Raw genomic sequence first — 12418 nt, forward strand, 5'->3', positions numbered from 1 at the left:
CGTGGCCAAGGGGGCCCTGCCCCCTTGGAGCCCCCGCGAGGAGCTTAGGCTCCTCGACCTCATGAGTGCCTCCGGCGGGGGCGGGGTGGCCCACGTCGTCCCTCATGACTGCCGTCAGCCACCCCGCCCCCGCCGGAGGCACTCAACGCGGAGTCCGGGGAGGCCGTGCCTCCCCGGCTCGGGCAAAGGCTCCGCCTTTGCCCTGAGGGTCCAGGGGCAGAGCCCTTGGCCAACGCCGGAATACCCGAGAACAACCACCCCACCCGGACCGGGACCCCGCACGCCCCTGGGACCACGGTTCCCCGCATGAGGCGCCGGGTGGGTTGGCTGCTGGCGCAGGCGGCGGGGTTCGCGCTGGCGCTGTGGGCGGCGCCGCGGCTCGGGGGGCTGTGGGGGACGCTGTTTCCGGAGGTGTCGCGGCCGGCCTGGACCTCGGAAAGCTGGCTCGCGCTGCTGCTGTCGCACCTGGCGCTGTCGCTGGGGGCGGCGCTGGCGGCGGCGGCCCTGGGGCTGGCGGCGGGGGTGGCGGCGACGCGCAGGGCGGGGCGGTCGCTGCGGCCGCTGCTGGACGCGGTGTTCTCGCTGGCGCAGGCAGTGCCGCCGGTGGCGGCCATCGCGCTGGCGCTGCCGATCCTGGGCTTCGGCGCGGCGCCGACGCTGCTGGCGCTGGTGCTCTACGCCGCCTTGCCGGTGCTGCGCGGGGTGGTGGCGGGGCTGGACGCGGTGCCGCCGGGGGTGCTGGACGCGGCGCGCGGCATGGGGCTGGGGCCCTGGCGACGGCTGCTCTGGGTGGAGCTGCCCTTGGCGCGGCCGGTGATCCTGGCCGGCTTGCGGGTGGCGGCGGTGCTGGCCGTGGCCACGGCGGCGGTGGGGGCGGTGGCGGGGACGCGCTGCCTCGGAACCCCGATCGTGGTGGGGCTGGCCAACGGCAACCCGGCCTGGGTGCTGCAGGGGGCGATCTTCACCGCCTGGCTGGCGCTGCTCTGCGACCGGGCGCTGCGGCTGCTGGAACCGGCGGCGCTTCCCGGCCGGGCGGGCGCGAACGCCCCGCCGGGCGCGGCGAGGCCGGCCGGCCCCGCGAACCGGGCAGGATCGCTACCGCAACGAGTGGGGCCGTCCGGGCGCGGGCCGGCTCTGGACAGCGCGGCCGTTTCCGGTCCATCACCCCGCCCCTGATCCGCCCCACGCGCCCTCCCGCGCGGGTGGCGACCCCATGCCTGCCGCTTCCAGGAGCCTTCCCATGGCCTCGGCCTTCGAGCGCATCGCCGACATCATCGCCGCCAACTCGGACGTGTCGCGCGACAGCATCACCCCCGACAGCCATGTGACGGAGGATCTGGGGATCGACAGCCTGGACTTCCTCGACATCGTCTTCGCGATCGACAAGGAGTTCGGCATCAAGGTGCCGGTGGAGAAGTGGACGCAGGACGTCAACGCCGGCACCGCGCCGGCGGAGCACTACTTCGTCATGAAGAACCTCGCCGACCGCGTCGAGGAGCTGGTGGCCGCCAAGGGCGCCTGACAACAGGGCGGATCGTGCAGCCGTGCGCCTCGAATACTTCCTGATGGTGGACCGCGTGGTCGCCTTTGATGGCGAGACCATCGCGGCCGAAAGCACCGTGCCGGACGCTTCCCCGGTGTTCGAGGGGCATTTCCCCGGCCATCCCCTGGTGCCCGGCGTGCTGCTGGTGGAAACCATGGCGCAGGCCGCGGGCTGGCTGGTGCTGGGCCGCAACGGGCTGACGGCGATGCCCTTCCTGGCCAGCGTCAAGGAAGCCAAGTTCCGCCGCTTCGTCGGCCCCGGTGCCAGGCTGGCGATCACGGCGCGGCTGACGCATGACGGGTCCGGCTACGCGGTCGCGGCAACGCGGATCGAGAGCGGCGGCCAGCGCCTTTGCGACGCCGAGATCATGCTGCGGATCAGCCCCTTCCCCGCCCCCGAACTGGAAGCGGCGATGCGGCAGCGCGCGGCGCAGATCGGCCTGCCCGGGGTCGTGGGCTTGGCTGGCCCTTCGGACCTGCTTGGGCAGGCCGGCCAATCCGCGGCGGCGACGCCGCCCGTGGCGGCGGGACCGACCGCACCGGCGAGCGCGCCCGAACCGGCCGCCGTTGCCGCGGCGGGCGCGTCCGCACGGCCGGCGCCCGCGGCCGATGGTGCGCTGGAGGGCCTGGCCTGATGCCCCGCGACGTCGTCATCACCGGCATCGGCCTGGTGTCCTCCCTCGGCGAGGGACGCGACGCACACTGGGACGCGCTGCGCGCCCCCGACCGCCACGCGGTGGTGGACGAGGCGAGCTTCGCCCCCTGGCCCGTGCATCCGCTGCCGCCGCTGGACCTGGACAAGCAGATCCCCAAGCGCGGCGACCAGCGGCAGATGGAGCCCTGGCAGCGCCTGGGCACCTATGCGGCCGGGCTGGCGCTGGACGATGCCGGGGCGCGTGGGCTGGTGTCCGACATGCACCTGATGGTGGCGGCCGGCGGCGGCGAGCGCGACATCGCGCTGGACGAAAAGGTCACGGCCGAGCTGGCCGACAGCAACGACGGCGGCGCCCGGCTGAACGAGCGGCTCGCCACCGGCCTGCGCCCCACCCTGTTCCTGGCGCAGCTTTCCAACCTCGTCGCCGGCAACATCTCCATCGTGCACGGCGTCACCGGCTCCTCGCGCACCTTCATGGGCGAGGAATCCGCGGCGGCCGACGCGCTGCGCATCGCCCGCGCCCGGCTGGCGGAGGGACGCGGCGAGATCGCCCTGGTGGGCGGCGCCTTCGTGGCGGCGCGCTGGGACATGCTGATCCTGTACCGCGGCGGCGGCGGCATGTGGCAGGGCCCCTTCGCCCCGCTGTCGCAGCGCGGCGCGGGCGGCATCGTGTTCGGCGGCATGGCCGCCTTCCTGGTGCTGGAAGCGGCCGAGCACGCCCGCGCCCGTGGCGCCGCGCCGCTGGCCCGCCTGGACGCCGTGGCCACCGACGCGTCCCGCCGCCGCGCCCCCGGCGAAGCGCGCGCCGCGGCCGAGGCGCTGCTGCCCGCGGTGGGCGGGCCAGCGCCGGCGGTGATCTCCGCGGCTTCCGGCGCGCCGGAAGCCTGGGCGGAGGAGCAGGGCTTCCTGGCCAAACTCGATGGCGCCGCGATCCGCCGCCCCGGCTCTCTGCTGGGCCACGGGGTGGAAGCGGCGTTTCCCGTGCACGTCGCGCTGGGCGCCCTGGCGCTGTCGCGCGGCGGCTTCTTCCCGCCGCTCGATCCGGCCGATGCCGGCGAGGCCGCATCGCCCGACCGCGTGCTGGTGACGGGCTTCGGACAATGGCGGGGCGAGGCGCTGGCCAGCCTGTCGCGCGCGGAGGGCTGAAAGCCGTGCAGGACCATTTCGGGCGGCGCGTGGTGGCCGTCACCGGCCTGGGCGCCGTGACCCCCCTGGGCTTCGGCCTGGCGGAAACCTGGCCGGCGCTGCTGGCCGGGCGTTCCGGCATCCGCCGCATCACCCGCTTCCCCATCGAGCACCTGCGCACCACCATCGCCGGCACGGTGGACCTGCCGGAGGAAGCCGGGCGCGAGCCCTTCACCTCCCCCGTGCGGGTGGAGAAGCTGGCGACGCTGGCCATCGCCGAGGCGCTGGACATGGCGGCCCTGGGCGCGCCCGGGGACTTCCCCGGCCCGCTCTTCCTGGGCATGCCGCCGGTGGAGGTGGAATGGCCCGACCGTTTCTCCCTCGCTCGCGCCGGCGGCCCGACCTACGCCGCCATGACCGCCGCCGCCGGCGAGCGCCGCGACATCCACGACACCGTGCTGATGGGTGGTATCGGCGAGCGTCTGGCCGACCGCTTCGGCACGCGGGGCGCGCCGGTCAGCGTGTCCACCGCCTGCGCCACGGGGGCCACCTCCATCCAGCTCGCGGTGGAAGCGATCCAGCGCGGCGAGGCCTCGGCCTGCCTCGCGGTGGGCGCGGACGGCACGGTGCAGCCGGAATCGCTGATCCGCTTCTCGCTGCTCTCGGCGCTGAGCACGCGCAACGACGATCCCGCCCGCGCGTCCCGCCCCTTCGAGAAGCACCGCGACGGCTTCGTGATGAGCGAGGGTGCCGCCGCCCTGGTGCTGGAAAACTACGACGACGCCGTGGCGCGGGGCGCGGCGATCCTGGGCATCGTGTCCGGCTGCGGCGAGCGGGCGGACAGCTTCCACCGCACCCGCTCCAACCCCGACGGCAACGCGGTGATCGGCGCCATGCGCGTGGCCCTGGCCGATGCCGGCCTGCAGCCCGCGGACATCGGCTACGTCAACGCGCACGGCACCGGCACGCCGGAAAACGACAAGATGGAGAATCTCGGCATGCGCGCCGTGTTCGGCGAGGCCGCGCCGCCGCTCTCCTCCAACAAGTCCATGATCGGCCACACGCTGTCGGCCGCAGGCGCCTTGGAAGCGGTGTTCTCCCTGCTGACGATCCGCGATGGGATGCTGCCGCCCACCATCAACCACGAGGAGCCCGACCCGGCCATCACGCTGGACGTGGTGCCCAACGTCGCGCGACCGGCGCAGGTGAAGCACGTGATGTCCAATTCCTTCGGCTTCGGCGGGCAGAACACCTGCCTCGTGCTCTCGGCGGAACCGCGGTGATGCACGGTCCGGGAGGCCACCGCTGATGCGCGCGCTGCGCCTGCACGGCGACCGCGACCTGCGGCTGGACGAGGTCCCCGAGCCGCCGCCGCCCGGCCCGGGCGAGGTGCAGTTGCGCACGCTCGCGGTGGCGCTGAACCACATCGACGTCTGGGGCTGGCGCGGCATGGCCTTCGCGCAGCGCAAGCTGCCGATCTGCACCGGCGCCGAGGCGGTGTGCGAGGTGGTCTCGGTCGGCGAGGGCGTTTCGGGCTGGGCGCCCGGCGACCGCGTCGCCCCCTACGGCGCGCAGACCTGCGGCCATTGCCGCGCCTGCCGGGAAGGCCGCGACAACCTGTGCGAGAACGTCACGGGCGTGATGGGCTTCCACCTCGACGGCTTCGCGCGCGACCGGCTGAACATGGCCGCGCGGCTGCTGGTGCGCGTGCCCGAGGGCGTCGCCACGGACGACGCCGCCTGCGCCAGCATCACCTTCTCCACCGTCGAGCACATGCTGTTCGACAATGCCAAGCTGGAAGCGGGTGAAACCATCCTGATCCAGGCGGCGGGCTCGGGCATCGGCACGGTGGCGGTGAAGGAAGCCAAGGCGCTCGGCTGCACCGTGATCGCCACCGCCGGCGACGACGAGAAGTGCGACAAGGCGCGCGCCCTCGGCGCCGACCACGTCATCAACTATTCCACGCAGAACTTCCCCACCGTGGCGCGGCGGCTGACCGGCAAGCGCGGCGTGGACGTGGTGTTCGAACACGTCGGCGCCACCACCTGGGCGGGCTCGCTGCTCAGCCTGAAGATGGGCGGGCGCCTCGTGACCTGCGGCTCCACCTCCGGCGTTTCGGCCGAAACCAACCTGATGATGGTCTTCCAGCGCCAGCTGCGGATCTTCGGCTCCTTCGGCGCGTCCATGCGCAACGTCGCCGACGGTTTGGCGAAGATGGCCGGCGGCATGACGCCCGTGCTGGACACCGTGGTGCCGCTGGAACGCTTCGCCGAAGGGCTGGACCGGCTGGAAAGCCGCCGCGTCTTCGGCAAGATCGTGGTCACGCTCTAGAAACCGTCATGACACTCCGCGAAGCGCGGCTGCGGGCCAGGCTGCGCTTCGCCCGCGCCCGGGACACGGTTCCCGCCCTGCTGGTGCGCGGCTTCTTCGGCTTTCTGCGCCTGCTGGGGCCGCAACTGGCGCCGCGCGTCGGCGCCGCGGTGGCGCGCACGCTGGGCCCGCTGACACCCGCGCACCGCATCGCCGCCGCCAACATCGCCGCCGCCTTTCCCGAGCAGACCGCCGCCTGGCGGGCCGATGTGGCGCGGCAGGCCTGGGACAACCTCGGCCGCGTGGCCTGCGAGTACCCGCATCTCGGCACGCTGTGGGACCTGACGGAGGAGCGCCGGCCGGACGCCTGGGTCACCGTGGACGACGCCACGGCGGCGCGCTTCGCCGAACTGCGCGCATCGGGCGGGCCGGTGCTGGTCTTCGCGGCGCACCTGGCAAACTGGGAATTGCCGGCGGTGGCGGCGGGGCAGCTCGGGCTGCCGGCCTCGGTGCTGTACCGCACGCCCAACAACAAGGCGGTGGCGCGCGTCATCCTGGAGCTCCGCCGCGGCCTGATGGGGGAGCTGGTGCCGGCCGGGATCACCGCCCCGACCCGGCTGGCCAAGGCGCTGGACCGCGGCGCCGTGGTGGGGATGCTGGTGGACCAGCGCTTCGGCCGCGGCCCCGTGGTGCAGTTCCTGGGCCGCCCGGCCGCCGCCAACCCGCTGCTGCCCAACCTGGCGCGCCGCATCGACTGCCCCGTGCGCGGCGCCCGCGCCATCCGCCTGCCCGACGGCAGGCTGCGGCTGGAACTGACGGAGCCGCTGGAAATGCCGCGGGACGCCGAAGGGCGGCTGGACGTGGACGCCGCGACGCAGCGCATCAACGACGTGGTGGCGGGCTGGATCCGCGAGCACCCCGGCCAGTGGCTGTGGATGCACCGGCGCTGGCGCTGGCGCTGAGCGAGGAACCGAGCCGCCATCCGTTTCAAAAATGCGATCATTCAGATTTAATCGGCTCCGATACCGCGGCGTAGCGTCTTTTTTTATTGAAATTCTTCGGTACAGCGGACAAAGGGTAGGCCGCCCTTCCCGTAAAGTTCCTCGCCCTTGCCCAATCCTCTACCCCCGCGCCGATCGGCCGTTGCACCGCTGTCCGGGGTATCAGCAAAGGCCGTGGCGGGTCCGCGTTGATCGCCTCGGTGGGCTCTTGGCTGATCGGCCTGGGCGGGGCGACCGTGCTGCTGTTCTGGGTGCTGGCGAGCCTGGTCTGGGCGCGCCGCAGCCGTCCGGCCGCGGTGCAGCGCTCCGGCCGGGTCACCCTGATCCTGCCGCTGGCTGGGCATCCCCCGGGACTGCCGGTGCTGCTGGAGGCGCTGGCGGCGCAGACGCTGCGGCCCGCCCGGCTGATCCTGGCGGTGGAGCGCGGCGATTCGGTTGCTGCGGCGGCGGTGGCCGGTGCCGCCCTGCCCTTTCCCGTGGAGGTCGTGACCGCCCCGCCGGCCATCCATTGCAGCCAGAAATGCGCCAACCTCGTGGCCGGGCTGGCGCATCTGGTGCCCGAAGATGAAGCCGCGGTGCTGCTGGACGCCGATATCCTGCCGCAGCCCTGGTGGCTGTCGACGCTCGCCACCCCGGTGCTGGACGGCACGGCCGACATGGTGACGGGCTATCGCTGGCTGCGCCCGTCCGGGTCGCTGGCCGCGCATCTGGTGGCCTGGACCGACCGCAGCTACGCCGCCCTGCCGCGGTCGGACCGCATGCCGATCGCCTGGGGCGGGTCGCTGGCCCTGGGCCCGCGCGCCCTGGCCGGCGGCGAGGTGGAGCGGACGCTGCACCGGACCCTGTCGGACGACCTATCGCTGGCCGAGATGGCCGCGAAGCGCAAGCTGCGGCTGCTGACCCGCCGCATCCTGCTGTTGCCCACGGTTGCGGACGGCTCCCCCCTCGCGCTGCTGCGGTTCCTGGCGCGCCAGTACCGGATCGTGCACCTGTACCGGCCGGCCCTGTGGTGGGCCGCCACCCTGTCCAGCCACGCGGTGCTGCTGTTCTGGGGCTGGCTGCTGCTGCGGCACCCGGCCTGGCTGCTGGTGCCGGCCGCGGCGGGTGCGGTACGCTGGGCGGTGAACGACGCGGCGGGGCGGCGGGTCGGGGCGCCCGACGCGCCCGCCACCCGCGCCGCGCAACTGCTGCTGGGAGTGACCCCGCTGCCCGAACTGCTGAACGCCTGCATCTGCTGGGCGAGTGCCTGGCCGCGCCGCGTGGTGTGGCGGCACGTCACCTACCATGTGGCAGGCCCGCTGGAAGTCCGGGTGCTGAGCCGGGCCACGCTCCGCTGAACAGCGCAGCCTTGCCCGTCGCCACCCCCGACGCCGGCGCGGCGGGGGTGGAAACGCCGCGCTGCCCGATCACCGGCGACCGCAGCCCCGTGCTGGTGCAGCGCGTGTCGCGGCGCTTCCTGCACCTGCTGTGGCGCGGCTCGCACGGGGTGGTGCCGACGCCGATCGCGCGCAACGGGCCCGCCATCGGCCTGTGGCGCTCGGCTTGCGGGCTGATGTTCTTCCACCCGCCGATCGCGGGCGACAACGCCTTCTACCACGCGCTGTACCGCAAGCTCGGCGCCTGCGGCAGCCTGTCCTACGACGCCGGCAGCCGGCCGGAATTCGTGGAAGCCGCGAAGCAGGTGCGGCCGGGCGACCGGGTGCTGGATGTCGGCGCCGGGCGCGGTGGGCTGGACACGCTGCTGCCGCCCGGCGCGGTGTGGCAGGGCCTCGACCCGCATTTCGGCGAGGAAGCGGCTCCCAACATCGCGCGCGAAACGCTGGAGGAGCACGCGGCCCAGCACCCCGGCGCCTACGACATGGTCTGCGCCTTCCAGGTTCTGGAACACGTCGAACAGCCCCGCCGCTTCGCGGAGGACATGCTGCGCTGCCTGCGCCCGGGCGGGCTGCTGGTGCTCTGCGTGCCGCTCTGGCCCTCGCCGCTGACGGAAACGCCCAACCTCGCCATCAACGCGCCGCCACATCACCTGAGCTGGTGGAACCCAGAGGCGTTGCGCGCCCTGGCCGGCGCCCTGGGGTTGGAGGTGCTGCGCGCCGACACCCTGCCGCCGCCGCGCCACGCCGCGCCGCTGTTCTGGCTGCACCGCCTGCTGCCGCGCCGCACCGGCGGCGACCGCTATTTCCGCCACGCCCTGTCCTGGTGGGCCGCCCTGATCGCGGCCGGGCTGGTGACGCGCCCCCTGCTGCGCTGGCGCGGCACCCCCCTGCCCCGCGGCGCCCGCTCCATCGACGCCTTCCTGGTGGCCCGCAAGCCGGGGTGATCCGCGGTGGCGGTTCCGGGTGGTGTCGGTTGGTCCTGGAGGCCTGAGCCGAGGCCAGGGGCGCTGCCCCTGGACCCCAGGGCAAAGGCGAAGCCTTTGTCCCGAGCCGGGGAGTTACGAACTCCCCGGACCCCGCGTTGAGTGCCTCCGGCGGGGGCGGGTTGGCACACGTCGTCCGAGTGGCACACGTTGTCCGAGCCCGCCCCCGCCGGAGGCACTCATGAGTCGAGGAGCCTAAGCTCCTCGCGCGGGACGAAGGCTTTGCCTTCGCCCTGGGGTGTCCAGAGGGGCAGAGCCCCTCTGGCCAAGGCCAGCCACCCCAAGCGCAACCGCCCACCCCAGACCGGCCATCGCGATGCTCAGGCCGCGGCGGGGACCTGCCGCAGGAGGTGGATTTCGCGCAGCAGGTCGTCCACGGCGGCGGCGGCGAACTGCAGGCTGGCCTCGTCCGTCAGGCGGCCCTCGGTGACCTTCTGGTGCACGGCGGCGATCACCACCTGGGGCCGGGCCAGGACGCGGCACTGGCAGGCGCTCAGTACTTCGCGCATCCCGTGCTGGGCGCGCACGCCGCCGGTGGTGGCGGGCGAGGCGGTCATGATCACGGCGGGCTTGCCCACCAGCGGCGACTTGCCATTGGGGCGCGACGCCCAGTCGATGGCGTTCTTCAGTACCCCGGACATGGCGTAGTTGTATTCGGGGGAGATCACCACCAGCCCGTCGCTGCCGGCGATGGCTGCCTTCAGCGCGCGCACGGGGGCGGGCTGCTCCTCGCCGTCGAGATCGCCGTCGTAGAGCGGGATCTCGTTAAGGGGGAACAGCTCCAGCGCCGCGCGGCCGCCGAGCGTTTCGCCCAGGGTGCGCAGCACCGCCGTGCAGTGGGAGCCGCGGCGCAGGCTGCCGGACAGGCCCAGGAGGCGGACGGGGGTGGTGGCATCGGTCATGCGGCAATCCTCGATTCTGGAACGAGTTTGGGCAGGCGCAGCGCGGCCCGCCACATCGGGACCGTGGATATCCGCGATCCCCGGCATGGATGAGGCGGCGGGCGCGTCAGGTGGCGCCTGGCTGCCCTTCCGCGGCGGTTTCGTCCAGGGCACCCCGGATCACGTCGGCGAGGCCGGCGAACTCGGCCACCCGCGGCGACCGGGCGCGCCAGGCCAGGCCGAGCGTGCGGCCGGACGCGTCTTCCAGCGGCCGCAGCTCCACGGCGGCGCCGGCCAGCACCCCGCCGGACACGGCCAACCGCGGCAGCAGCGTCACCCCCAGCCCGCCCGCCACCATCTGCACCAGCGTGTGGAGGCTGGTGGCGGCGAAGCCTTCCCCCGGCGCGCCGGCACTGGGCAGGCGGCAGGCGCTGAGCGCGTGCTCGCGCAGGCAATGCCCGTCCTCCAGCAGCAGCAGGCGCTCGGTTGCCAAGGCGGCCGAAGGGATGCTGTCGCGCGCCGCGAGTCGGTGGCCGGCGGGCAGCGCGGCCAGGAAGGGGTCCTCGGCCAGGGCCAGGCTGTCCATGCCCGGCAGCGTGGCCGGCAGCGCCAGCAGCAGCAGGTCCAGCCGCCCGTCCTCCAGGTCGGCAGCGAGGTTGCCGGTCAGGTCCTCCCGCAGCCACAAGCGAAGCCGGGGAAAGGCGTGGCGCAGCGCCGGCATCAGCCGGGGCAGCAGGAACGGGCCGATGGTGGGGATCACCCCCAGCCGCAGCGGCCCACCCAGCGGGTCGCGCGCGGCCTCGGCGGTTTCCACCACGGCCACCAGGGCGGCCAGGGCGCCGCGGGCGCGTTCCACGATCTCCAGCCCCGTCGGCGTGAAGACCGGGCGCTTGGCCGGGCCGCGCTCCAGGATGGGCGTCGCCAGCTGGCGTTCCAGGGCGATGATGCCGGCCGACAGGGTGGACTGCGTCACCGCGCAGGAGGCTGCGGCACGCCCGAAATGCCCGTGGTCGGCCAGGGCGAGGAGGTAGCGGAGCTGCTGCGGGCTGGGGAGGGCGATCATCGGCGACCTCGATCATTCATTCAAAAACTATTCATTGGAAGCCCTCATCGCAGTGCAGCATATCTCGGAAGCGAGCCGGGGCGGGTTGCCCGTTCCGGCGTCATGATCCTGCCCGTCTAAAGGAAACACCGCATGCTGACCGTTGGCGACAAGTTCCCCTCCTTCAAGCTCACCGCCGTGAAGGGTGGCCCCGAGGGGCTCAACATGAACACCGCCTTCGAGGAAATCTCGGACGCCACGGATGCCGGCAAGTGGAAGCTGGTGTTCTTCTGGCCCAAGGACTTCACGTTCGTTTGCCCGACCGAGATCGTGGCCTTCGGCAAGCTGAACACCGAGTTCGCCGACCGCGACACCGTGATCTACGGCGTGTCCGTGGACAGCGAGTTCGTGCACATGAACTGGCGCCTGCACCACGCCGACCTGAAGGACCTGCCCTTCGCCATGCTCGCCGACATCAAGCGCGAGCTGAGCACGGCAACCGGCGTGCTGGCCCCCAACGAGGGCGTGGCGCTGCGCGCGACCTTCCTGGTGGACCCGGACGGCATCATCCGCTTCGCCTCGGTGAACGACCTGTCCGTGGGCCGCAACCCGCAGGAAGTGCTGCGCGTGCTGGACGCCCTGCAGACCGACGAGCTGTGCCCCTGCAACTGGCAGCAGGGCCAGGACGTCCTCCGCCCGGCCGCCTGATTGCCCGACCTGGTTGCGGCCCCGCCTCGCGCGGGGCCGCAACCCCTGCCGGCGCGACCTCGCCCGATCCGGGCGGAGCCGCACCGGCGCTCCGGGCATTTCCCTGCCCGACGCTTTCCCGCCAGCCGCGCGGGGCGTTTCGAGCCGCTTCGCTTCGCGAACCGCCGCTCCGCCCGTCGCCGGACGGCCCCTGACCCTTTCCCCCCAAACGACCCACGGAGATCCCGGGATGTCCCTCGAAGCCCTGCGTGCCCGCCTGCCCGACTACGCGCGCGACCTGAAGCTGAACCTGGGCAGCCTGGCCACCGAAACGGTGCTGAGCGAGCAGCAGCGCGACGGCACCTTCGTGGTGGCCGCCCTGGCCTCGCGCAACGCCGCCGTGACCCAGGCCGTGCTGGCCGAGTTCGGCCCCAAGCTGTCGCCCGAGGCGCTGACGGCGGCCAAGGCCGCGGCCGCAGTGATGGGCATGAACAACATCTACTACCGCTTCACCCACCTCGTGGTCGGCGACTACCAGACCCTGCCGGCGCGGCTGCGCATGAACGTCATGGCCAAGCCGGGCGTGGAGAAGGTGGATTTCGAGCTGTGGTCCCTGGCCGTGTCCGCCGTGAACGGCTGCGGCATGTGCATGGAAAGCCACGAGAAGATCCTGCGCCAGCACGGCGTGACCCAGGAGCAGGTGCAGGCGGCCGTCCGCATCGCGGCGGTGGTGCATGCCGTGGCCAGCACGCTGGACGGCGAGGACGCGATGGCCGCCGCGGCGGCCTGAATTCCGTTAATGCCCGCCGCGACCCG

At 73.4% G+C, this 12418-nt stretch carries 13 protein-coding genes; 11 read left to right on the top strand and 2 right to left on the bottom strand.

All coding sequences use genetic code 11. From position 1 onward, the window contains the following. Positions 1-306: 306 nt before the first annotated feature. From ACLIBK_RS14995 to ACLIBK_RS15035, 9 genes are all read left to right on the top strand, one after another. Complete coding sequence (locus ACLIBK_RS14995; protein WP_415388083.1) at positions 307-1176, top strand: ABC transporter permease; 870 nt, start codon at positions 307-309, stop codon at positions 1174-1176. Between the two features lie 64 nt (positions 1177-1240). Next, complete coding sequence (locus tag ACLIBK_RS15000; protein ID WP_415388084.1) at positions 1241-1522, top strand: acyl carrier protein; 282 nt, start codon at positions 1241-1243, stop codon at positions 1520-1522. A gap of 22 nt (positions 1523-1544) precedes the next feature. Beyond that, entirely contained in the window at positions 1545-2177 is a 633-nt protein-coding gene (locus ACLIBK_RS15005; protein WP_415388085.1) for a 3-hydroxyacyl-ACP dehydratase FabZ family protein, read from the top strand. After that, positions 2177-3343 carry a beta-ketoacyl-ACP synthase gene (locus ACLIBK_RS15010; RefSeq protein ID WP_415388086.1) on the top strand — a complete coding sequence of 389 codons (1167 nt, stop codon included), beginning with the start codon at positions 2177-2179 and terminating at the stop codon, positions 3341-3343. Before ACLIBK_RS15005 ends, ACLIBK_RS15010 begins: the two co-directional genes overlap by 1 nt. Positions 3344-3348: 5 nt before the next feature. Next, entirely contained in the window at positions 3349-4605 is a 1257-nt protein-coding gene (locus ACLIBK_RS15015; protein ID WP_415388087.1) for a beta-ketoacyl-ACP synthase, read from the top strand. A 25-nt stretch (positions 4606-4630) separates the two neighbouring features. Next, on the top strand, positions 4631-5653 hold the full coding sequence (locus ACLIBK_RS15020) for a zinc-binding dehydrogenase (protein WP_415388088.1): 1023 nt from the start codon (positions 4631-4633) through the stop codon (positions 5651-5653). An 8-nt stretch (positions 5654-5661) separates the two neighbouring features. After that, a complete protein-coding gene (locus ACLIBK_RS15025) occupies positions 5662-6594 on the top strand; it encodes a lipid A biosynthesis lauroyl acyltransferase (protein ID WP_415388089.1) in 933 nt (310 codons plus the stop codon). 227 nt (positions 6595-6821) lie between these two features. Next, positions 6822-7970: a glycosyltransferase gene (locus ACLIBK_RS15030; protein WP_415388090.1), complete on the top strand. Its 1149-nt coding sequence runs from the start codon at positions 6822-6824 to the stop codon at positions 7968-7970. Positions 7971-7981: 11 nt separating this feature from the next. Then, positions 7982-8953, top strand: coding sequence for a class I SAM-dependent methyltransferase (locus tag ACLIBK_RS15035; RefSeq protein WP_415388091.1), 972 nt, complete (start codon positions 7982-7984; stop codon positions 8951-8953). A gap of 359 nt (positions 8954-9312) precedes the next feature. Here the strand turns inward: ACLIBK_RS15035 and ACLIBK_RS15040 are convergent, their stop codons facing one another. Together ACLIBK_RS15040 and ACLIBK_RS15045 are read right to left on the bottom strand one after the other, a co-directional pair. After that, complete coding sequence (locus ACLIBK_RS15040; RefSeq protein ID WP_415388092.1) at positions 9313-9894, bottom strand: NADPH-dependent FMN reductase; 582 nt, start codon at positions 9892-9894, stop codon at positions 9313-9315. Between the two features lie 106 nt (positions 9895-10000). Beyond that, positions 10001-10936, bottom strand: coding sequence for a LysR substrate-binding domain-containing protein (locus ACLIBK_RS15045; protein ID WP_415388093.1), 936 nt, complete (start codon positions 10934-10936; stop codon positions 10001-10003). Between the two features lie 132 nt (positions 10937-11068). Here ACLIBK_RS15045 and ACLIBK_RS15050 point away from each other — a divergent pair, with 132 nt between their 5' ends. Beyond that, a complete protein-coding gene (locus ACLIBK_RS15050; protein WP_415388094.1) occupies positions 11069-11623 on the top strand; it encodes a peroxiredoxin in 555 nt (184 codons plus the stop codon). A 229-nt stretch (positions 11624-11852) separates the two neighbouring features. Continuing rightward, entirely contained in the window at positions 11853-12392 is a 540-nt protein-coding gene (locus ACLIBK_RS15055) for a carboxymuconolactone decarboxylase family protein (protein WP_415388095.1), read from the top strand. Positions 12393-12418 lie beyond the last annotated feature (26 nt).

The organism is Roseomonas sp. BN140053, from assembly GCF_047690175.1.
Classification (GTDB): Bacteria; Pseudomonadota; Alphaproteobacteria; order Acetobacterales; family Acetobacteraceae; genus Roseomonas.